At 72.9% G+C, this 20,512-nt stretch carries 17 protein-coding genes; 7 read left to right on the forward strand and 10 right to left on the reverse strand.

Going from position 1 to position 20,512, the window contains the following annotated elements; genetic code table 11:
• Positions 1–62 precede the first annotated feature (62 nt).
• Together DCS98_RS05490 and DCS98_RS05495 are read left to right on the forward strand one after the other, a co-directional pair.
• Positions 63–494 (forward strand): DUF7144 family membrane protein, encoded by a 432-nt coding sequence (locus tag DCS98_RS05490; RefSeq protein ID WP_116450356.1) that lies wholly within the window; start codon positions 63–65, stop codon positions 492–494.
• Positions 495–596: 102 nt separating this feature from the next.
• Positions 597–1,091, forward strand: coding sequence for a DUF6325 family protein (locus tag DCS98_RS05495; protein WP_206340112.1), 495 nt, complete (start codon positions 597–599; stop codon positions 1,089–1,091).
• Between the two features lie 70 nt (positions 1,092–1,161).
• On the opposite strand, the gene DCS98_RS05500 is transcribed toward DCS98_RS05495, so the two are convergent.
• The 6 genes from DCS98_RS05500 to DCS98_RS05525 all read right to left on the reverse strand — a co-directional run bounded on the left by DCS98_RS05500 (position 1,162) and on the right by DCS98_RS05525 (position 9,257).
• The gene (locus DCS98_RS05500; RefSeq protein ID WP_241037215.1) at positions 1,162–2,787 is read right to left on the reverse strand and encodes an MFS transporter; all 1,626 of its coding nucleotides are present in this window, start codon (positions 2,785–2,787) and stop codon (positions 1,162–1,164) included.
• A 10-nt stretch (positions 2,788–2,797) separates the two neighbouring features.
• Positions 2,798–4,108 carry an APC family permease gene (locus DCS98_RS05505; RefSeq protein ID WP_116450357.1) on the reverse strand — a complete coding sequence of 437 codons (1,311 nt, stop codon included), beginning with the start codon at positions 4,106–4,108 and terminating at the stop codon, positions 2,798–2,800.
• Positions 4,109–4,199: 91 nt separating this feature from the next.
• The gene (locus DCS98_RS05510; protein WP_241037217.1) at positions 4,200–5,408 is read right to left on the reverse strand and encodes a YncE family protein; all 1,209 of its coding nucleotides are present in this window, start codon (positions 5,406–5,408) and stop codon (positions 4,200–4,202) included.
• 56 nt (positions 5,409–5,464) lie between these two features.
• On the reverse strand, positions 5,465–6,526 hold the full coding sequence (locus DCS98_RS05515) for a DNA polymerase domain-containing protein (RefSeq protein ID WP_116450358.1): 1,062 nt from the start codon (positions 6,524–6,526) through the stop codon (positions 5,465–5,467).
• Positions 6,527–6,568: 42 nt separating this feature from the next.
• A complete protein-coding gene (locus DCS98_RS05520; protein ID WP_116450646.1) occupies positions 6,569–8,128 on the reverse strand; it encodes an alpha/beta hydrolase in 1,560 nt (519 codons plus the stop codon).
• 40 nt (positions 8,129–8,168) lie between these two features.
• Positions 8,169–9,257, reverse strand: coding sequence for an ATP-dependent DNA ligase (locus DCS98_RS05525; RefSeq protein WP_116450359.1), 1,089 nt, complete (start codon positions 9,255–9,257; stop codon positions 8,169–8,171).
• 65 nt (positions 9,258–9,322) lie between these two features.
• Between DCS98_RS05525 and DCS98_RS05530 the strand changes: the two genes are divergently transcribed.
• The gene (locus DCS98_RS05530; protein WP_241037297.1) at positions 9,323–9,871 is read left to right on the forward strand and encodes a maltokinase N-terminal cap-like domain-containing protein; all 549 of its coding nucleotides are present in this window, start codon (positions 9,323–9,325) and stop codon (positions 9,869–9,871) included.
• A 77-nt stretch (positions 9,872–9,948) separates the two neighbouring features.
• Positions 9,949–10,284 carry a GYD domain-containing protein gene (locus DCS98_RS05535; RefSeq protein WP_116450360.1) on the forward strand — a complete coding sequence of 112 codons (336 nt, stop codon included), beginning with the start codon at positions 9,949–9,951 and terminating at the stop codon, positions 10,282–10,284.
• Here the strand turns inward: DCS98_RS05535 and DCS98_RS05540 are convergent.
• A complete protein-coding gene (locus DCS98_RS05540; protein WP_116450361.1) occupies positions 10,254–10,991 on the reverse strand; it encodes a dihydrofolate reductase family protein in 738 nt (245 codons plus the stop codon). The genes DCS98_RS05535 and DCS98_RS05540 overlap by 31 nt on opposite strands.
• 1 nt (position 10,992) lies before the next feature.
• A complete protein-coding gene (gene treZ / locus DCS98_RS05545) occupies positions 10,993–12,747 on the reverse strand; it encodes a malto-oligosyltrehalose trehalohydrolase (RefSeq protein WP_116450362.1) in 1,755 nt (584 codons plus the stop codon).
• Between the two features lie 182 nt (positions 12,748–12,929).
• Here treZ and DCS98_RS05550 point away from each other — a divergent pair, with 182 nt between their 5' ends.
• The 3 genes from DCS98_RS05550 to DCS98_RS05560 are packed head-to-tail and all read left to right on the forward strand — an operon-like array spanning position 12,930 to position 15,894.
• Positions 12,930–13,952: an efflux RND transporter periplasmic adaptor subunit gene (locus tag DCS98_RS05550; protein WP_116450363.1), complete on the forward strand. Its 1,023-nt coding sequence runs from the start codon at positions 12,930–12,932 to the stop codon at positions 13,950–13,952.
• Positions 13,949–14,677 carry an ABC transporter ATP-binding protein gene (locus tag DCS98_RS05555; protein WP_116450364.1) on the forward strand — a complete coding sequence of 243 codons (729 nt, stop codon included), beginning with the start codon at positions 13,949–13,951 and terminating at the stop codon, positions 14,675–14,677. The genes DCS98_RS05550 and DCS98_RS05555 overlap by 4 nt, the downstream gene beginning before the upstream one ends.
• Positions 14,674–15,894 carry an ABC transporter permease gene (locus DCS98_RS05560; protein WP_116450365.1) on the forward strand — a complete coding sequence of 407 codons (1,221 nt, stop codon included), beginning with the start codon at positions 14,674–14,676 and terminating at the stop codon, positions 15,892–15,894. The genes DCS98_RS05555 and DCS98_RS05560 overlap by 4 nt, the downstream gene beginning before the upstream one ends.
• A gap of 65 nt (positions 15,895–15,959) precedes the next feature.
• On the opposite strand, the gene treY is transcribed toward DCS98_RS05560, so the two are convergent.
• The gene (treY, locus tag DCS98_RS05565; protein ID WP_116450366.1) at positions 15,960–18,266 is read right to left on the reverse strand and encodes a malto-oligosyltrehalose synthase; all 2,307 of its coding nucleotides are present in this window, start codon (positions 18,264–18,266) and stop codon (positions 15,960–15,962) included.
• The gene (gene glgX / locus DCS98_RS05570; protein WP_116450367.1) at positions 18,263–20,374 is read right to left on the reverse strand and encodes a glycogen debranching protein GlgX; all 2,112 of its coding nucleotides are present in this window, start codon (positions 20,372–20,374) and stop codon (positions 18,263–18,265) included. The genes treY and glgX overlap by 4 nt, the downstream gene beginning before the upstream one ends.
• Positions 20,375–20,512 lie beyond the last annotated feature (138 nt).

Below are 20,512 nucleotides of genomic sequence, written 5' to 3' on the forward strand. Positions count from 1 at the left end.
TGCCGCCTCCCTGGCAGGACGCCACGCTGCCGCCAGCCGACGGACCGCGGAGGACAGGGCACATGACCGGCACCTCGAACCGGGGCGACGCACGCCGCACCGCCGGACCGGTGACCGCCTGGGCGGGCTGGGTCGTCTTCGGCGGCTTCGTCCTCGTCCTGCTGGGCACCTTCCAAATCGTCCAGGGGCTGGTCGCGCTCGCCGACGACGGCTTCTACGCGGTCACCTCGGACGGCCTGCTCGTCGACGTCGACTACGACGTCTGGGGATGGGTCCACCTGGCGATCGGCGTCGTCGCCGTCCTCACCGGCATCGGCCTGTTCGTCGGCAACACGGTGGCCCGGGTGGTCGCCGTCGGCATCGCGGCGCTCAGCGCCCTGGTCAACCTGGCCTTCCTGCCTGCCTACCCGGTGTGGTCGGCGCTCGTCGTCGTGCTCGACGTGCTGGTCATCTACGCGGTGGTCGTGCACGGGCGCGAGGTGACGCACGACTGAGCCCGGTCCCGCGCAGCGGATCGTCCGTCGCGGGTGACGTGCGCCGGCGGGCGGCCGGGCACGGTCGGTGCACCACCGACCGTCCTCGCCCGTGGGGGAGACATGACCGCAGACCTCGAGCAGTCCACGAACCTCGACCAGATGGGACCCGTCGACTACATCGTCATCGCGTTCCCCACCGACCGGATGACCGGTGAGGCGTTCCCGATGCTCGTCGACCTCGTCGACCGGGGCATCATCCGGATCCTCGACCTGGTCTTCCTGCGCAAGGACGAGAACGGTGTCGTCTCGACGCTCACCCAGCACGACCTCGAGCGCATGCAGGTGCTCGAGGCGGTGCTCTTCGACGGAGCCGCCTCCGGCCTGCTCGGCCAGGACGACGTCGTCGAGGCCGCCGAAGCGCTCGAGCCCGGCACGGCCGCCGGCGTCCTCGTCTACGAGAACGTGTGGGCGACCCCGTTCGCCTCGGCCCTCCGTCGTTCCGGCGGCCAGCTCGTGGCCTCCGGGCACATCCCGGTGCAGGCCCTGGTGGCCGCCCTCGACGCCCTCGAGTCGGTCGAGGCCGGGACGCCCGACAGCACGGTGTCGTCCTCCTGAGGTGTCGTCCTGCTGAGATGTCGTCCTGCTGAGATGCCGCCCTCCTGACCGGCTGCCTCCGCCGAGGTCCTCAGCCCAGCGCGAGGCCCTCGGCGGAGTTCGACGGCGTGGGCTCGGGGAGCCGCCCCATGCGGAAGGCGTTCCCGAGCCCGAGGAGCGCCGCCAGGACCGGCACCAGCAGGGCGACCTGCAGCGCCAGCGGCCGGGACTCGGTGTTGATGCGGACGATCTCGTCGCTGGTGGCGTCCGGCTGCCCGGCGAGGAGCTCCTCCAGCCCGGTCGTGCTCATGAGCTGGGCGTCGGTCTCCAGGACCTCGGCGACGCGCTGCTGCTCGGGAGCCGACAGCACATCGCTGTCCTCGGTGCGGTTGGTGAAGGTCAGGGACAGCGTCGCGAGCATGATCGCCCCGGCGAACGCCAGGCCGAAGGAGAGGCCGAACGACCCGGCGGCGGAGTTCACCCCGGCCGCCTCGCTCACCCGCTCGTCGGACACCGGGCCGAGCGTGTAGTTGTTCAGCTGCGAGACCAGCAGCCCCAGGCCGGACCCGGCGATCAGCAGGGGTACCAGGAGCCACCAGCCGGAGTCCGCCCGCGGCACGACCGGGACGAGGAGCAGCAGCCCCGCCGCCAGCGCGGCGAACCCCCAGCGGACGACGGCCGAGGGTCGGCGGCCGGCCGCGAGGCGTCCGGCGAGCAGCGCGACGCCGAACATGCTCAGCGAGAGCGGGGCGATCGAGAGGCCGGCCTGGAGCGCGTCGTACTCCAGCACCATCTGCAGGTAGATCGGCAGCACGATCATGGTGCCGCCCAGCGCGATCTGCTGGAGCAGCTGCTGGGAGACGCCCAGCCGGAACCAGGGCGAGGCGAACAGCTCGGGGTCGAGCAGGGTCGGCCGGCCCGCGCGCTTGCGGCGGCGCAGCCACTGCACCAGGGCGGCCATGCCCGCCACCCCGAGCACCAGGAGCGCGCCGACGTACCCGCCGCCCTCCTGCCAGACCAGGATGCCGAGCACGATCCCGCCCATGCCGATGACCGAGAGGGCCGAACCGACGCCGTCGACCTGCCGGGAGCCGGTGAAGGGCACGTCACGGACCAGCCGGATCCCCGACAGCACGACGGCGATGATCACCGCCTCCAGCAGGAAGCCGATGCGCCAGGAGAGGAACGTGGTGATGAAACCGCCCAGGAGCGGCCCGATCGCCGCGGCGATGGCGGCCGCTGCGCCCACCAGGGCGTAGACCCGGGTGCGGGCGGCGCCGTCGAAGTTGCCGTGGACGAGGGACTGCATCGCCGGCAGGAGCAGCGAGGCCCCGAGACCACCGATCACGGCCCAGAACACGACGATCGCGATCAGGTTCTGCGCAAGGGTCATCGCGACGGCGCCGACGGCGTAGCCGAGCAGGCCCAGGACGTAGGCCCGCTTCCGGCCCCAGAGGTCGCCGATCTTGCCGCCGATCAGGATGAAGGCGGCCGACACCAGCGCCTCCAGCGCGATCGCCGACTGCACGCCGGAGACGGTCGTCCCCAGGTCCTCGACCACGGCGGAGATCGAGACGTTCATCAAGGAGGTGTCGACCACCAGCACGAACATCGCCATCGCCAGCAGGACGGCGAGCAGGCCCGTGGCCTTCGGGGTCTGCGGGGCGGGCGCGTCCGCGGGGCCGCCGGTCGTCGCACCGTCGTGGGGAGCAGTCACGGATCGGACCTCATCCCGTCGTCGTGAGGGGGGCGTCGTCGGCCGGCCGGTGTCGGCGCTTCCAGAGCAGGTCCGCGGCGACGCTCGCCAGCAGGACGACCACCAGCGTCACGGCGGTCGCGGGCTCGTCCACGAGCGTGGTGACGGCGAACGTCACGAGGACGACGGCGGCGGAGCCCACGGCGAGGACGAGGAGCACGGTGCTCGCGCCCGTCTGCTCGCGGATGCGGAGGTGCCCGGCCGACACGAGCGCGAAGACGATGAGCGCGACGGCGCTGCCGATCGAGGCGATGGCCGTCAGGGCGAAGCCCACGGACAGGACGATCGCCACCGCGGCGGTCAGCAGCACCCCGGCCGCGGCCCGGCCGCCGAACCGGCGTCCCAGAGCCGGCGGGAACTGGCCCGTGGCGGCCATCTGCTCGCACAACCCGGCGGCCGGGTAGAGGCCCGAGTTCGTGGCCCCCGCGGTGGCGAACAGCGCCGTCACCGTCATCAGCCAGTAGCCGGCGTCACCGAGCACGGGCTGGGCCGCCACCGCCAGCGCCGTCCCGCCGGACTCGACCACCTCGTCGACGGTCAGGGTGCCGAAGACCCCCAGGGCGACCGCGACGTAGACCGCCGTCGCGATGCCCAGGGCGAGGTACACCGCACGCGGCAGCTGGCGGGCCGGGTCGGCCAGGTCCTTGGCCGTGAACGTGATGACGCCGAACCCTAGGAAGGCGAAGAAGGTGAGCGCGACGCTCGACACGATGTCGGAGAGCGACGGGTAGCCGGAGAAGGCCAGCAGGGACGGGTCGAGGTCGGACAGCGTGGCGATCGCGAACACCGTGAGGATGCCGACCACCACCACCACGACGATCGTCTGCGCCCGGGCCACCGCCTGGGCCCCCAGCACGTTGAGCACCGTCATCAGGGTCACGACCAGGACGGCGAAGACCTTCGCCCAGCCGGCGCTGCCGTCGGCGAAGGCGCCCGAGGCGTAGCTGCCGAAGGAGACGGCCACCATCGCCGTGATGATCGCGTTGGCGGCCAGCAACAGCCAGGCCACGACGCCGGTGACGTGACCGTTGCCGAAGGCGCGGACGACGTACTCCAGCAGGCCGCCGGCCGAGGGGAAGCGGGCGCCGAGCCGGGCGAACGAGTAGCCCTGGAGGATCGCGACGGCGCCGGCGATCAGGAACGACAGCCAGACGGCCGCACCGGCGACCTCGCCTGCGGCACCGAGCAGGGCGAAGATCCCGGCGCCGACCATCGCGCCGACGCCGATGAAGGCGGCCTGCCGGACGGACAGCCGCGCTGCTCCGTCCTCGGGGAGAGTCATGCACCTGCCTACCGCCGGCTCGCCGCCTCCCGCCTCGTCCGGGGAGGAGGAACGCCGGGGGAGACGGCGACGGCGCCTCCGGGGTGGGCGGTCAGCGGGTGACGCCCGTGTGCCCCAGCGAGTAGCGGCCCGGCTGCGGCCAGACGCAGAGGCCGTGCGGGCCCTCCGCGACCGGGATGCGCGCCAGCAGGGAGCCGTCGGCCGTGGAGATCACGTACACCTCGGCGTCGTACCGGCCCGAGAGCCACAGCTGGCTGCCGTCGGCGGTGACCCCGCCCATGTCGGGGCTCGACGGCCCGGGCAGGGTCCACGTCGTGATCGGCGCGCCGGTGTTCGCCTCGAGCACGCTCACGCTGTCGTCGCGCCGGTTGGTGACGTAGAGCTGGGTCGCGTCCCGGCTGAGGTAGAGGCCGTGCGCACCCGGGCCCGTGGGCAGCTCGCCGATCACCTGGGTGGCGGCGCCGTCGAGGACCCAGACGCTGCCCTGGTCGGAGTCGGCGACGTAGAACCGCGACCCGTCGGGGGCCAGCTTCACGTCCTGCGGCCCCATGTGGGTGTGCATGACGGGCATGTCGATCATCCGGACCAGGGTGCGCGAGGGGACGTCGACCACCGCGACCCGGCCGGCGAACTCGCAGCTGAAGACGGCGGTCCGACCGTCGGGGGTGAAGTCGGCGTGGTCGACGCCGGCGCAGTCGGGGAGGACCAGCCGGGTCTGCTCCTGCCACGTGTGCGGGTCGTAGAAGACCAGCGAGCGGCGCGCCTCGGCGACGGAGATCGCCGCTGCCCCGTCGGGCGTGAAGTACATGTTGTAGGGGTCGTCCACCGGGATCCGCGGCCCGGGACCGCCGGTCACCGGGTCGATCGGCGTGATCGTGTTGCCGATGTCGTCGGTCGCGTACAGCGTCGCCATGTCCCAGGAGGGGACGACGTGCTGGACCTCGGCACCCGCGGGGAAGCGGTCGACGACGGCGAACGTGGCGGGGTCGATCACCCACACCTCGCCGCTGTTGTGCGGCACGTAGACCAGCGGCCGGGCGGCGCGGGCCGCGGCGCTGAGCATTCCCGCGCCGGTGTCGGAGTAGACGTTGCGGGCGTCGGAGACCGGTGGCATGCCGGGCAGCTGGTTCGCCACCGCGGGGGTCGTCGGGGTGGGCGTCGGCGGTGCCCCCGACGTCGTCGCGCTCGACGACGGGTGGCCGGCGTGCTCGCCCGCGGCGTGGTCGTCGGCCGCCGATGTGCAGGCGGCCAGCAGGGTCAGCACGGCGCCGGCCGCCAGGGCGGCCCCCTTCGACCTCACCCGCGCCATCCTGCTGCACCCGGCGGTCTCGGACACCCGCCTCGTGCGCGGTGGTCTCAGTCGGCGGCCGGTTTCCGCGCCCGGCTGGGCTGCACGCGCATGGGCTCGCCCGGCATCTTCGGGTAGTCGGGCGGATAGGGGAGGTCGCCGAGACCGGCGTCGGTCGCCTGCTTCTCGAACAGCTCCAGCAGCGGCTCGATGCCGAAGGCGTGCCCGGCCAGGGCGGCGTGCTTGTCACCGACCTCGCGGAAGCGGGCCGGCATGGTCAGCACGTCGAAGTCGAACGGGGAGACATCGGGCAGCTCGTCCCAGTCGACCGGTGCGGACACCGGCGCGTGCGGCTTGGGCCGGATGGAGTACGCCGAGGCGATCGTGCGGTCCCGGGCCATCTGGTTGTAGTCGATGAAGATCTTCTCGCCGCGCTCCTCCTTCCACCACGACATCGTGACCTGGTCGGGGAGGCGCCGCTCGAGCTCGCGGCCGAACGCGATCACCGCGTGCCGCACCTCGGTGAAGGTCCACCGCGGCTGGATGGGCACGTAGATGTGCACGCCGCGCCCGCCCGAGGTCTTGGGCCACCCCTCCATCCCGAACTCGTGCAGCAGCTCCCGCACGTGCGGGGCCACCCGGACGGCGTCGGAGAAGTCGGTGCCCGGCTGGGGGTCGAGGTCGATGCGGATCTGGTTGGGCGACTCGACGTCGCTCTTGTCGACCGGCCACGGGTGGAAGGTCAGCGTGCCCAGGTTGGCGCACCACGCCACGACGGCCACCGAGTCCGGCGCGATCTCGTCCGCCGTCCGGCCGCTGGGGAAGGTGATGTGCGCCGTCGGCACCCACGGCGGGGCGTTCTTGGGCACGCGCTTCTGGTAGAACGCGTCGCCGGTGTTGTCCACGCGGGTGGAGATCCGGGCACCCTCGAAGACCCCGCCCGGCCAGCGCTCGAGCGTCGTCGGCCGGTCCCTCAGCGCGAAGAGGATGCCCTCGCCGACCGACACGAAGTACTCGACGACGTCGATCTTCCGGATGCCCTTGTCCCCGAAGTAGGGCTTCTCCGGGTTGGAGACGCGTACCTCGTGCCCGTCGACGTCCAGGACGACGGCGTCCTTGCTGCTGGCCATGGGTCAGTTCCTACCGCAGCACGGACCTCGGGGCCGTGGCCGTCACGCCGGACAGGTGAGCCCGTCCATCGGCGCGGTGAGGTCGATCAGGTACGCGTCGACCGCCGCCGTCACGCAGTCGGTCTTCGGGTACGCCGTGTGCCCCTGGCCCTGCCAGGTGAGCAGGACCCCGGACTCGAGGTCCTCCGCGAGGTCGACGGCACCGGGCAGCGGGGTCACCGGGTCACCGGAGTTGCCGACCACCAGGATCGGCGCGCTGCCCTCGGCGTCCCGCTCGGGCAGCGGCGTGCGCTCGGCCTGCCACACCGAGCAGGTGTAGAGGCCCACGGCCGAGCCGGCGCCGAACAGCGGGTACTCCGCGTTCCACTCCGCGGCCAGGTCGCGGATCTCGCCCCGCTCGAAGCGCTCCTCGCTGTCGGCGCAGTTGATCGCGAGGTTGGCGTCGAAGAGGTTCGAGTAGGTGCCGTCCTCCAGCCGCCCCGAGTAGCTGTCGGCGAGGGAGAACAGGCCCTTGGCGTCGCCGGCCTGCGCGGCCGCGAGGCCCTGGGCCAGCTGCGGCCACGACTCGGTGTCGTAGAGCGCCGCCTGGATGGCGGTCAGCACCACGCCGGGCGTGGCCTGCCGCGTCTCGCCCGGCTCGGTGCTCGGGATCGGCGTGGCCGCCGCCTGGGCCATGACCTGCTCGACGAACTGGCGCGGCTCGGCGCCCAGCGGGCACCCGGCGAGCAGCCCGGTGCAGTTGGCGGCGAAGGCGTCGAACCCTGCCTCGAAGGCGGCAGCGCTCTGCTCGGCGTCCTCCTTCGCGTCGATGTCGGGGTCGACGGCGGCGTCCAGCACCAGGCTGCGGACGTTCTCCGGGAACAGTTCCGCGTAGGTCGAGCCGAGCGTCGTCCCGTAGGAGTAGCCGAGGTAGGTCAGCTTCTCGTCACCGAGCGCCTCGCGCAGCCGGTCCATGTCGCGGGCGGTGTCGACGGTGTTGAAGGTGCCCAGCGCGTCGCCGTACTCGTCGGCGCAGCCGTCGGCCACCTCCTCGGCCAGGGCGAAGGCGGCGTCGAGGTCCTCGTCGGTGGTCGGCCGCGGCTCGGCGGCGATGATCTCCTCCTTGCGCTCGTCGGAGATGCACTCGACCGGGGTGGAGAGCCCCACGCCGCGCGGGTCGAAGCCCACGATGTCGAAGCGGCCGAGGATCTCGTCGGGGAGCGTCAGCGCCAGGCCGATCGCTGCGTCGGCACCCGAGGCGCCCGGACCGCCGGGGTTGACCAGCAGCGAGCCGATCCGGTCGGTCTGGGTGCCGCTCACCACGCGCACGAGGAACAGCGGCAGCGTGGCGCCCTGCGGCTCGTCGTAGCTGATCGGCACCTCGGTGCGGCCGCACTCGAAGGACAGGTCGCGCTCGCTGCCGGGCTGCCCGGCGACCAGCGCCTGGATCTGCTCGTTGCAGTCGGTCCAGTCGATCTCCGCCGCCTCGGGCTCGGGGGCCGCCGACGTGGTCGTCGCGGCCTCCTCGCCGGTGCCGTCGGAGAAGGACGTGCAGCCGGCCAGGACCATGCCCAGGGCGAGCAGGATCGACGGAACGGCCAGCCGGCCGCGGTGCAGACGCATGATCACGAGCCTAGGAGCCATGTGCGGGCCGTGCAGACGATCACTGCCGATCGGGCGACCTGCCACCTGCGAGAACCTCCGCGAGGTCGTAGCGCACCGGGACCTCCAGCTGGTCGTACGTGCAGCTCACGGGGTCGCGGTCCGGTCGCCACCTCAGGAACTGGCCGGTGTGACGAAGTCGACGCCCCTCCAGCTGGTCGTACTTGATCTCCACCACCAGTTCGGGCCGCAGCGGCACCCAGGACAGGTCCTTCTTCGCGTTCCAGCGGCTCACCGCCCCGGGCATCCGGTTCTCGCCGTCGGCCTGGACCTGAGCGTTGGCCCACTCCTGCCACGGGTGCCCGTCCAGCGCCTCGGCGCGGTAGGGGGCGAGCTCCTCGACCAGCTCGGCACGCCGGGCCATCGGGAAGGACGCCGCGACGCCGATGTGCTGCAGCTGCCCCTGGTCGTACAGCCCGAGCAGCAGCGAGCCCACGATCGGGCCGCTCTTGTGCCAGCGGAAGCCGGCGACCACGCAGTCGGCGGTCCGCACGTGCTTGATCTTGGTCATCAGCCGCTGGTCGGGCCCGTAGGGCAGGTCGGCGGCCTTGGCGACCACGCCGTCCAGCCCCGCGCCCTCGAACGTCTCGAACCAGCGCTCGGCGGTCGCCGGGTCGCGGGTGACGCTGGTGACGTAGACCGGCGGCCGCGCCCCGCCCAGGGCCTGCTCCAGCCGGGTGCGGCGCTCGGCGAACGGCGTCTCCAGCAGCGACTCGAAGCCGAGGGCCAGCAGGTCGAAGGCGACGAAGGACGCCGGGGTCTGCTCCGCCAGCAGGTTCACCCGCGACTCGGCCGGGTGGATGCGCTGCAGCAGCGCCTCGAAGTGCAGCCGGTCCCCGGCGGGGACGACGATCTCGCCGTCGACGACGCAGCGCTCCGGGAGGTTCGCCTTCACCGCGGCCACGACCTCGGGGAAGTAGCGCGTGAGCGGGCGCTCGTTGCGGCTGCCCAGCTCCACCTCGTCGCCGTCGCGGAACACCACGCAGCGGAAGCCGTCCCACTTGGGCTCGTAGAAGAAGTCGCCGGTCGGCACCTTCGTCGTCGCCTTGGCCAGCATCGGCTTCACCGGCGGCAGCACGGGGAGATCCATGCGCGGTATCCAAGCAGCCGGGGACGACGACCGGCACCGTGTGCCAGGGTGCGGTCGTGGCCACGATGCACCGCACGACCTTGGCGCCCTCGAAGCTCGAGCTGCTCACGGCCTGGCTGCCCGGGCGGCCGTGGTACCGCGGCGCGGGTGAGCCGGAGCTCTCCCGCGCCGGCGGCTTCCGGCTCGACGACCCCGCCGGCGAGGTCGGCATCGAGCTGATGCTCGTGAACGACGGTGCGGGCGAGCCGGCCACGTACTTCGTCCCCCTCACCTACCGCGCCGCCCCGCTGCCCGGGGCGGAGCACGCGCTCGTCGGCACGACCGAGCACGGCGTGCTGGGCACCCGGTGGGTCTACGACGCCGAGCACGATCCCGTGGCCACGGCACAGCTGCTCGCCTTCGTCGCCGGAGCGGTCGAGGCCCAGCACCAGAACGAGAGCGACACCCTCGACCCCTCGGTGGGGCGGACGTGGGACGGGGGAGAGGTGGGTGCGGTCCTGCTGGTCCGCGCGCCCATCGGAGGGGAGGCCGGCACGGGACGCGGCCGGATCGAGGCGGACTGGACGGCGCCGGACGGTTCGCGCACCCGCGGAGTCGTGGTCGTCCTCCGGTAGCCGCACCGCGGACCCTCGACGGTGTCCTGACCTGCCCCTACCGTCGGCCCCGCGGGGGACGACCAGGAGGCACGACGATGCCCATGTACCTGACGAGGTTCAGCTACACCCCGGAGACCTGGGCGATGATGATCGCCCAGCCGGAGGACCGCCGGAAGGCCGCCTCCGCCTACATCGAGTCGGTCGGCGGGAAGCTGCACGGCTTCTGGTACGCCTTCGGCGAGCGCGACGGGTACAACCTCTGGGAGGCGCCGGACAACGTCTCGATGGCCGCCGTCGCGCTGGCCATCGGCGGGGGCGGTGCGCTCAGCTCGATCGAGACGACCGTCCTGCTCACCGTCGAGGAGACCCTGGAGGCGCTGACCCGCGCCCAGGACGTCGGCTACCGGGCCCCGGGCGCGGCGAGGGAGTAACGGGCGAACAGGACGCCGTCCTCCTCGAGGAGCTGGACGAGGGCCGGGCGGACGGGCGTCCCGAGCGCGTCCGCCAGCAGCCGGCTCTCGCCGCCCACCAGCGCCGGCGCTATCGAGAGGTCGAGCTCGTCGACGACCCCCGCGGTCAGGGCGGCGTGCAGCAGCTGCGGGCCGCCCTCGCAGAGCACCTGCTCGTGGCCGAGCCCGGCGAGCTGGTCCAGCGCCGTGGGGAGGTCCACGTCGTCCTCTCCGCACACGAGCACGCGCACGCCGGCCCCCTCCAGCGCGGCGCGGCGGGCCGGGTCGGCCGCCTCGCACGTGACGCAGATGGTGGGGGAGGGCGCGCCCACGAGACGGTCGTCGGGCGAGAGCGACGCCCGGCGCGAGACGACGACCACCGGGGCGGTGGGCGGCCGGCCGATCGAGGCCCGGAGCCGGCCCACCGCCGAGTCGGCGGTGATCGGGCGGTAGCCCTCCGCCGACGACGTCCCGTGCCCGACCAGGACGGCGTCGGCGAGTGCCCGCAGCACGCGGAAGATCCGCTTGTCGCCCGGTGACCCGAGCCCCTCGCTGACCCCGCCGACGGTGATCGCACCGTCGAGGGACGCCACGAAGTTCACCCGCAGCGAGCGGCCCGGCAGCAGGCGGTAGGCGTCCACCAGCCCGGCGTCGTCGACGTCGCCGGGGGTGGGCAGGAGGCGGCGCACGTCAGCGGGTGCTGACCACGGCCGCGCTCCCGGCCGGCAGGGTCACCGTCGCGTCGTCCACCTCGGGGAGCTCGGCGGTGCTGAACAGGACCTCGCCCACCGCCCGGTCCAGGACGACCTCCCGGGGCTCCTCGGCCAGGTTGACCACCACGCGCAGGCTGCCGCGGTGGACGACCAGCCACCGGTCGGCGTCGTCCCAGTCGACGTGGACGGCGGTGAGGTCGGGATCCACCAGGTCCGGGTGGGCCCGGCGCAGGGCCAGCAGCGACCGGTGGACGGCGAGCAGCCGGTCGTGCGGCTCCTGCGACAGCTCCGACCAGTCGAGCTTCGACCGGGTGAAGGTCTCCGGGTCCTGCGGGTCGGGCACGACGTCGGCGTCCCAGCCATGCTCGGCGAACTCGCCGATCCGGCCCTCGGCGGTGGCCTTGCCCAGCTCCGGCTCCGGGTGGCTGGTGAAGAACTGCCACGGCGTCGAGGCGCCCCACTCCTCGCCCATGAACAGCATCGGCGTGAACGGGCTGGTCAGGACGAGCGTGGCCCCGACCGCGAGCTGGCCGGGGGAGAGGGTGGCCGAGATCCGGTCGCCGACGGCCCGGTTGCCGATCTGGTCGTGGTCCTGCAGGTAGCCGAGGAACTTCCAGCCGGGCAGCGTCGCGGTGTCGACCGGCCGACCGTGGTGGCGGCGCCGGAAGCTCGACCAGGCGCCGTCGTGGAAGAAGGCGCCGGTCAGCACCTTGGCCAGGCCGGCCAGCCCGGCCTCGGCGAAGTCGGAGTAGTAGCCCTGGCCCTCGCCGGTCAGGACCGAGTGCAGCGAGTGGTGGAAGTCGTCGCTCCACTGGGCGGTGAGCCCCAGACCGCCGGCGACCCGGGGGGTGACCATGCGCGGGTCGTTGAGGTCGCTCTCCGCGATCAGGGTGAGCGGCCGGCCGACGGCGACCGACAGCTTGTCGACCTCCTGGGCCATCTCCTCCAGCACGTGCGTGGCCCGCTCGTCGACCAGTGCGTGCACGGCGTCGAGGCGCAACCCGTCGACGTGCATGTCGCGCAGCCACATCAGCGCGTTGTCGATGATGTACCGCCGCACCTCGTCCGAGTCGGGGCCCGAGAGGTTGACCGAGTTGCCCCAGGTGTTGGCGCCGCCCTCGGCGAAGACGGGGAAGAACTCGGGCAGGTAGTTCCCGGACGGGCCGAGGTGGTTGTAGACGACGTCCTGGATCACGCCGAGGCCCTGCTGGTGGCAGGCGTCGACGAACCGCTGGTAGGCCGCCGGCCCGCCGTACTCCTCCTGCACGGCGTACCAGAGGACGCCGTCGTAGCCCCAGTTGTGCGTGCCGTTGAAGCCGTTGACCGGGAGCAGCTCCACGAAGTCGACGCCGAGCCGGACCAGGTGGCCGAGCCGGCCGATCGCGGCGTCGAGGGTGCCCTCCGGGGTGAACGTGCCGACGTGCAGCTCGTAGACGACGCCGCCGGCCAGCGGGCGACCCGTCCACGCGGTGTCGCCCCACTCGTGGGCGTCGGGCTCGAACCGGCGGGACAGTCCGTGCACGCCCTGTGGCTGCCGACGGGAGCGCGGGTCGGGTCGCGGCGTCCCGCCGTCGTCGAGCAGGTAGCCGTAGTCGGCCTCCGGCGACGCCTCGACCTCGGCCCGCCACCAGCCGCCGGCGTCCTTGCGCATGTCGTGCACGGCGCCGTCGACCTGGAGCCGCACCCGCTCGGGCAGGGGCGCCCAGACGGCGAACTCGACGGGAGCGGACATGCAAGGGCCTCCGGGCTTTTCGGTGGGGGTGGAAGGGCGCGCAGGCATCATGCCCGCCCCGTCGCTGGTCAACCCCCGGTCGTACTGCGCGTCCGTCCGCAGGCTGACGACAGCGGGCGACGACGTCGCTACGTTCCCGTACTACCGGTACCAGCGGGTACCCGAGCGCGCAGGGAGCGTGCATGTCCGTCGTCCGCACCATCGTCTTCCCGGCTCTCCGGCTGCTGGTCTGGGCCGTCATCGCCGTCGCCCTCGTCGTCCTCGCGTTCCGCGGCGGGACCGGCGGGCGCGACCCCTCCGGACCCGGCGCGCCGACGCTCGAGCTGGGCTCGCCCACCGTGCCGGTCGGCCGGGGGACGGTGGCCAACACCGTCTCGGTCACCGGCACCGTGGTCGCCGACGCCGCCGCGCCGGTCAGGGCCACGGCCGCGGGCACCGTCCGCCGCGTGCTCGTGGCGACGGGCGCCCCCGTGACGTCGGGGCAGGCACTGGTGGAGATCCGCGTCGAGGAGCAGCTCGACCCGGTCGTGGGCACCGACGCCGAGGGGAACCCGACGTCGACGCCGCGGGCGCCGCGGGTGCGCACCGTGACCGTCGCCGCTCCCGTCGCCGGTTCCGTGGGCACCCTCGACGTCCTCGTCGACCAGGTCGTCGCGGTCGGCGACACGCTCGGGTCGGTCGCCCCCGGGACGCTGTCGGTCACCGCCACCCTCACCCAGGACGAGCAGTTCCGGCTGCTGAGCCCGCCGGCGACCGCGGAGGTCGAGGTGCAGGGCGGACCGGCGCCGTTCACGTGCACCGGCCTCACGCTGGGCGCCGCCCCGGCCCAGGACCCGCAGCCGCCGGAGACCGGCGCCCCTGCCCCCGGCGCCCCGGCCGGCGGGGGGACGACGGCCCGGTGCGCGGTTCCCGCGGGCGTCACCGTCTTCGCGGGCATGGGCGCGACCGTCCGCGTGCAGGCCGGCACCGCCGAGGACGTGCTCGTCGTCCCGATCACCGCCGTCCAGGGGTCCGTGCAGACCGGCAACGTCTGGGTGGTCGGCGAGGACGGCACGGAGGAGCAGCGCGCCGTCACCCTCGGGCTCACCGACGGCGAGCAGATCGAGGTGCGCGAGGGGCTGGCCGAGGGCGAGCAGGTGCGCCAGTTCGTGCCGGTCCCGGACGACTCCGTCGTCGACCCGTCGATGCCGGGGCCGGTCGGATGAGTCTCCTGGAGCTGCGCGGCATCAGCCGGGAGGTGCTGCTCCCGGACGAGAGCGTCCTGCCGATCCTCACGGGGGTCGACCTGGACGTCGCCCCCGGTGAGCACGTCGCCGTCGTGGGCCGGTCCGGGTCGGGCAAGTCGACGCTGCTCAACCTCCTCGGCCTGCTCGACACCCCGACGACGGGCAGCTACCTCCTGGAGGGGGAGCCGACCGACCGGCTGTCCGCGCGCCGCCGCTCGCGGCTGCGCGGCGAGGTGTTCGGCTTCGTCTTCCAGCAGTTCAACCTGCTGCCGCGGCGCACCGCCGCCGAGAACGTCGCGGCCCCGCTGCTCTACGCGCGCGGCCGCGACTACCTGCGCCGCCGGCGCACCGCCCGCGAGATGCTCGACCGGGTCGGGCTGGGTGCGCGTGCGGACCAGGTGCCGGAGCGGCTGTCCGGCGGCGAGCAGCAGCGGGTGGCCATCGCGCGGGCGCTGGTCCGCGGCCCCCGCGTGGTGCTGGCCGACGAGCCGACCGGCGCCCTCGACGTCGAGACGGGTGCGCAGGTCATGGCGCTGCTCGCGCAGGCGACCGCGGAGAACGGCGCGGCCCTGGTGACGATCACCCACGACCTCTCCGTCGCAGCGCTGGCCGGGCGCCGGTTCCGGCTGGAGAAGGGGCGGCTGTCGCCGCTGGTCGACGCCGGCGCTCTCGGGGCGGCGACGTCGGACAGGGGCCCGGCGTGACCGGGCTGATGGGCACGCTCGCCGAGGCGTGGGACGAGGTGCGCGTCCACAAGACGCGGGTGCTGCTGTCGCTGGTCGGCGTCTTCCTCGCCGTGTTCGCGATGACGACCGTGACCGCGCTGGGGCTGATGGTCGCGCAGGTGCAGCAGGAGCTGGGGGAGCGGTCGGGGGGCCGGGCGGCGACGGTCGCCGTCAACGCCTGGGACCCGGTCACCGGGATGCCGCCGGACAGCACGCGGTGGGACGCCGCCGTCGCCGACCTCGTCGAGCGGTACGACATCGCGACCGCGGCGACCATCTCCTACGGCGAGACCCGCTTCCGGATGCCCGGCGGGACGACCGCGGTCCAGACGCGGCGGGTGTCGCCCAGCTACGGCGAGCTGCACCGGGTCGAGCCGGTCGAGGGACGCTGGCTGCGCGAGGGGGACCGCGAGAACCTGTCGCCGTCCGTCGTCGTCAACGAGGCCTTCATGGCCGCCCTCGGCGCGCCCGACCTGGCCGGCCGGCCGACGGTCGTGATCGGCGGGCCGAGCCCGGTGGTCGCCACGATCGTCGGCGTGGTGCGCGAGGGCTACGGAGAGGAGCTGCTGGCCTACCGCGTCGACCGCTCCGCGGGACCGTGGGACGCCGCGGTGGACCCGGCGACCGCGATGTACGGCGGACCCAGCACGCTCGAGCTGTGGGTTCCGGCCGACCAGGTCGACCAGGTGATGGACACGGTGCGCAACGACCTCTCCCTGGCGCTGGGCGGCGGGCTCCAGGTCGACACCTACCGCAGCGACCCGCAGGGCGCCGAGGAGACGATCGCGATGCTCCGGCTCGCGATCCGCGGCGCCGGGACCGTGGTCCTGGTCCTCGGTGGGCTCGGGGTGCTCAACATCGGCCTGGTCACGGTGCGGCAGCGGATCCGGGAGATCGGCGTGCGGCGGAGCTTCGGCGCCACCTCGGGCCGGATCTTCTCGGCGGTGATGCTGGAGAGCGTGTGCGCCACCGCGCTGGCGGGCGTGCTCGCCGTCGGCGCGTCGATCGTGCTGGTGCGGAACCTGCCGCTGGAGCGGCTGCTCAACAACGGCATCCCGATCGCGGACATGCCGGGCTTCCCGGTCGCGGCGGCGGTGGAGGGGCTGGTCGCCGCGACGGCGGTCGGCGCACTGGCGGGGTTGCTGCCGGCGATCATCGCCGTCCGCGCGAAGGTCATCGACGCCATCCGCTTCTAGAGCGAGATCTGCACACCCGCCCCCGACGGGCCGCTGATGAGGGCGGGTGCGCAGATCTCGTCGGCTCAGGCCCGGGTGAGGAGGGCGACCGGGAGCTTCTCCAGCAGGGTCTCGACGCCGACGCCACCCATGTCCGACACCACCCGCCGGCCGGTGAGCAGGTCCTGCCACGCGCCGGTCGGCAGCTTCAGCGCGGTGTCGCCCCAGCCCGTCGCCGCGAGCCCGACCGGGAGCCGGGTCGCCACCGCGACGACCCCGCCCCGGTCGAAGGCGACCAGGTGCTCGGCGGCCGTCCCGGTGACCTCGACCGGCTGGTACCCGTCGAACCACTCCGGGTGGTCGCGCCGGGCCCGGAGCACGCGGGAGACCACGAGGAGCTTGGCCGCGCCGGTCTCGTCGACGGCGGGGATCTCGCCGCCGTCGAGGGCCGCGAGCAGCTCACGGCGCCGGTCGTAGTCGACCGGACGGCGGTTGTCGGGGTCGACGAGCGAGAAGTCCCAGAGCTCGGTGCCCTGGTAGACGTCCGGGACGCCGGGCATGGTCAGCTGCAGCAGCTTCTGGGTCAGCGAGTTGCTCCAGCCGGCCGGCGTGATCCGCTCGACGAACTTGTGGATCCGGGCCGCTGAGGCGTCGTCGTCGTACGCGGCGTCGACGAGCGCGTGCAACTGCCCCTCGAACTCCTCGTCGGGATCGGTCCACGTGGTCGACGTGCCGGCCTCGCGGGCGGCCTTCTCCACGTACGCGTGCGCCCGTTCCCGCGAGAGGGGCCAGGCGCCCACCAGGTTCTGCCAGACCAGGTGCGCGAGCGGCCGGTCGGCCAGCGGGTGGCGGGAGAGCAGGTACCGGACGAGGCTCGCCCACTCGGTCGGGACCTCGGCGAGCACGGCCAGCCGGGCCCGCACGTCCTCGCTGCGCTTGGTGTCGTGGGTCGACAGCGTCGTCATCGACTCGGGGTACCGCAGCGCACGGTGCTCCTGCGCCGCGTGGAACTCCTCGACGGTGCTGCCGAAGCGCGCGGGGTCGCCGCCCACCTCGTTGAGCATGACGAAGCGTGCCCACCGGTAGTAGGCGCTGTCCTCGACGCCCTTGGCCATGACCGGGCCGCTGGTCTGCTCGAACCGGGTCGCGGCCTCGGCGCCCGTCTGCGACAGCACCGGGTGCAGGGCGTCGACGGCGGCGGCGAGGTCGGGGCGGCGGTCGCGCACCGCGGCCACCGTGCGGTCCAGGTGCTCGCGGCCGTCGGGCAGGTAGCTGCGGTAGACGGGGAAGGTGGCCAGCAGCTCGGCCAGCGCCTCGGTCTGCTGGGCCACGTCGACGCCGGGCAACTCGCCGATGACCCGCACGAGCCGCGCGACCTCGGAGCCGAGCATCCCGTCGGTGACCTCGCGCTTGCAGTCGTGCACCAGCTGCTCGTAGTCCACCGGCCCGCCGGCAAGCTCGGTGTCGAGCGCCGTCAGCGCCTCCTCGCCGGCCGGGTCGACCAGCAGCTCGTCGACCTCGGCGAGGGCGTCGTAGCCCGTCGTCCCGGCGGTCCTCCAGGAGGCCGGCAGGTCCTCGCCGGGCTCGAGGATCTTCTCGACGACCGTCCACCGGCCGCCCGAGGCCTCCGCCAGTCGGTCCAGGTAGCCCTTGGGGTCGGCGAGCCCGTCCGGGTGGTCGATGCGGAGGCCGTCGACCGCGCCGTCGCGGACCAGCTGCAGCACCAGCTCGTGCGTGGCGTCGAAGACCGCCGGGTCCTCCACCCGCAGCCCCGCGAGGGTGTTGATCGCGAAGAACCGCCGGTAGTTGAGGTCGGAGTCGGCGCGGCGCCAGTCGACCAGCTCGTAGTTCTGCCGGGCGTGCACCTCCTGAGGGGTGCCCCCCTCGGTCCCCGGCGCGATCGGGAAGCGGTTGTCGTAGTACCGCAGCTCGCCGTCCCCCACCTCGAGCTTCTCGACGTCGTCGGCGCTGCCCAGGACCGGGATGCGGACCTTGCCGCCCCCGAACTCCCAGTCGACGTCGAACGCGCCGGCGTGCGCCGAGGCCCGGCCGTGCTGCAGCACGTCCCACCACCAGGGTGCGGCCGACGGGTCGTCGACGCCCATGTGGTTGGGCACGAGGTCGAGCACCAGGCGGAGACCGTGCTCGTGGAGGGCGGCGACGAACCGGTCGAAGCCCTCCCGGCCGCCGCGCGCCTCGTCGATGTGCGCGTGATCGACGGTGTCGTACCCGTGGTTGCTGCCCTCCGCCGACCGCAGGAGCGGCGACGAGTAGGCGTGGGTGACCCCGAGGTCGGCCAGGTAGCCGGCCACCTCCGCGGCGTCGTCCAGCCGGAAGCCTGCGTGGATCTGCAGGCGGTAGGTCGCGGCAGGCGCGTCCCGCCGCTCGGTCACTGGGCCGGGCCCGTCAGCACGATGATCGAGCGCCCCTGCACGGTCACCGTCTCGCCCGGCTTGAGCTCGACCGGCTCGACCTCGTGCATCTCGGCGGTGTCGAGGACCGTCGTCCAGGCCTGGCTGTAGTCGTCACTGGGCAGCGTGAACTCGATCGGCTCGTGCGAGGCGTTGTAGGCCAGGTAGAAGTGGTCGTCCTGGACGTACTCGCCCCGCTCGTCCATCTCCCGGATCCCGACGCCGTTGAGGTACACGGCCAGGGACTTGGCGTAGGCGGCGTCCCAGTCCTCGTCGGTCATCTGCTCGCCGGCCGGGGTGAGCCAGTCGATGTCGGGGACCGGATCGCCGAGGCCGCGACGGACCGGCCGGCCGTGGAAGAACCGGCGACGGCGGAACGTGGGGTGGTCGGTGCGGAGCTTGGTCACCTTGCGGGTGAAGGCGAGCAGCCCCTCGTCGACGTCCGCCCAGTCGATCCAGGTCAGCTCGGAGTCCTGGCAGTAGCCGTTGTTGTTGCCGCCCTGCGAGCGGCCCAGCTCGTCGCCGTGCAGGAGCATCGGCACACCCTGGCTGAGCATCATCGTGGCGATGAAGTTGCGGCGCTGCTGCGCCCGCAGCTGCAGGACCTCCGGGTCGTCCGTCGGGCCCTCGACGCCGCAGTTCCAGCTGCGGTTGTGGCTCTCGCCGTCGTTGTTGTCCTCGCCGTTGGCCTCGTTGTGCTTCTCGTTGTAGGAGACGAGGTCGTTGAGCGTGAAGCCGTCGTGCGCGGTGACGAAGTTGATGCTCGCCACCGGGCGCCGACCGGAGTGCTGGTACAGGTCGGCGGAGCCGGTGATCCGGCTGGCGAACTCGCCGACGGTGGCGTCCTCGCCGCGCCAGAAGTCGCGGACGGTGTCGCGGTACTTGCCGTTCCACTCCGTCCACAGCGCCGGGAAGTTGCCCACCTGGTAGCCGCCCTCGCCCACGTCCCAGGGCTCGGCGATGAGCTTGACCTGGCTGACGACGGGGTCCTGGTGCACGAGGTCGAAGAACGTGGCCAGCCGGTCGACGGCGTGCAGCTCGCGGGCCAGGGCGGAGGCGAGGTCGAACCGGAACCCGTCCACGTGCATCTCGGTCACCCAGTAGCGCAGCGAGTCCATGATCAGCTGCAGGGACTGGGGCGTCCGGACGTTCAGGGTGTTCCCGGTCCCGGTGTAGTCCATGTAGTAGCGCTCGTCACCTTCGACGAGCTTGTAGTACGTGCGGTTGTCGATGCCGCGGAAGGACAGCGTCGGGCCGTTGTGGTTGCCCTCGGCGGTGTGGTTGTAGACCACGTCGAGGATGACCTCGATCCCGGCCTCGTGGAGCGCCCGCACCATGCCCTTGAACTCCTGCACCTGCTGGCCGGAGGTGGTGTCGCTGGCGTACTCGTTGTGGGGCGCGAAGAAGCCGATCGAGTTGTAGCCCCAGTAGTTGCGCAGGCCCTTCTGCTGGAGCGTGTCGTCCTGCACGAACTGGTGCACCGGGAGCAGCTCGAGGGCGGTGATCCCGAGCTCGGTGAGGTGCTCGATGGTCGCCGGGTGCGCGATGCCGGCGTAGGTGCCGCGCAGCTCCTCGGGAATCCGCGGGTTGGTCATCGTCAGGCCCTTGACGTGGGCCTCGTAGATGACCGTCTTGTTGTAGGCCGTCTTCGGCGGGCGGTCCACGCCCCAGTCGAAGTACGGGTTGACGACGACGGACTTCGGCATGTGCGCCGCCGAGTCCTCGTCGTTGCGCTCCTTGGTCTCGAAGTCGTAGCCGAAGACCGACGGGTCCCAGTCGATCTGGCCGTCCACGGCCTTGGCGTAGGGGTCGAGCAGCAGCTTGTTCGGGTTGCAGCGCAGGCCCTGCGCCGGGTCGTAGGGGCCGTGCACGCGGAAGCCGTACTTCTGGCCGGGGTGGATCCCGGGCAGGAACGCGTGCCAGACGTAGCCGTCCATCTCGGGGAGCCGGATGCGTTCCTCGTTGCCGGCCTCGTCGAAGAGGCAGAGCTCGACCTTCTCGGCCACCTCGCTGAAGATCGCGAAGTTGGTGCCCGTGCCGTCGTACGTGGCCCCGAGGGGGTAGGCACTGCCGGGCCAGACCTGCGTCATCCTGGGATTTCCTCCTGCGCTGTGCCCCGATCCCCGGGGCGGGGGTGGTTCTCCGGCGATCTTCGCGGAGGAAGTCGTCTGGTGCGACCGTGCACGGGTGCCCGGGGCGACGGCGCCGCACACCTCACTTCGGTGTGA

This window comes from Blastococcus litoris, from assembly GCF_003075095.1.
In the GTDB taxonomy this organism is placed as follows: Bacteria; Actinomycetota; Actinomycetes; order Mycobacteriales; family Geodermatophilaceae; genus Blastococcus_B; species Blastococcus_B litoris.

Coding starts and splice junctions, on each gene's coding strand:
- DCS98_RS05525 (WP_116450359.1), bottom strand. CDS start 9,257: ATGGATCTCCCCGTGCTGCCGCCGGTGAAGCCGATGCTGGCCAAGGCG.
- DCS98_RS05515 (WP_116450358.1), bottom strand. CDS start 6,526: ATGGCCAGCAGCAAGGACGCCGTCGTCCTGGACGTCGACGGGCACGAG.
- DCS98_RS05520 (WP_116450646.1), bottom strand. CDS start 8,128: ATGCGTCTGCACCGCGGCCGGCTGGCCGTTCCGTCGATCCTGCTCGCC.
- DCS98_RS05555 (WP_116450364.1), top strand. CDS start 13,949: ATGAGTCTCCTGGAGCTGCGCGGCATCAGCCGGGAGGTGCTGCTCCCG.
- DCS98_RS05535 (WP_116450360.1), top strand. CDS start 9,949: ATGCCCATGTACCTGACGAGGTTCAGCTACACCCCGGAGACCTGGGCG.
- glgX (WP_116450367.1), bottom strand. CDS start 20,374: ATGACGCAGGTCTGGCCCGGCAGTGCCTACCCCCTCGGGGCCACGTAC.
- DCS98_RS05505 (WP_116450357.1), bottom strand. CDS start 4,108: ATGACTCTCCCCGAGGACGGAGCAGCGCGGCTGTCCGTCCGGCAGGCC.
- DCS98_RS05530 (WP_241037297.1), top strand. CDS start 9,323: ATGCACCGCACGACCTTGGCGCCCTCGAAGCTCGAGCTGCTCACGGCC.
- DCS98_RS05550 (WP_116450363.1), top strand. CDS start 12,930: ATGTCCGTCGTCCGCACCATCGTCTTCCCGGCTCTCCGGCTGCTGGTC.
- DCS98_RS05490 (WP_116450356.1), top strand. CDS start 63: ATGACCGGCACCTCGAACCGGGGCGACGCACGCCGCACCGCCGGACCG.
- DCS98_RS05495 (WP_206340112.1), top strand. CDS start 597: ATGACCGCAGACCTCGAGCAGTCCACGAACCTCGACCAGATGGGACCC.
- treZ (WP_116450362.1), bottom strand. CDS start 12,747: ATGTCCGCTCCCGTCGAGTTCGCCGTCTGGGCGCCCCTGCCCGAGCGG.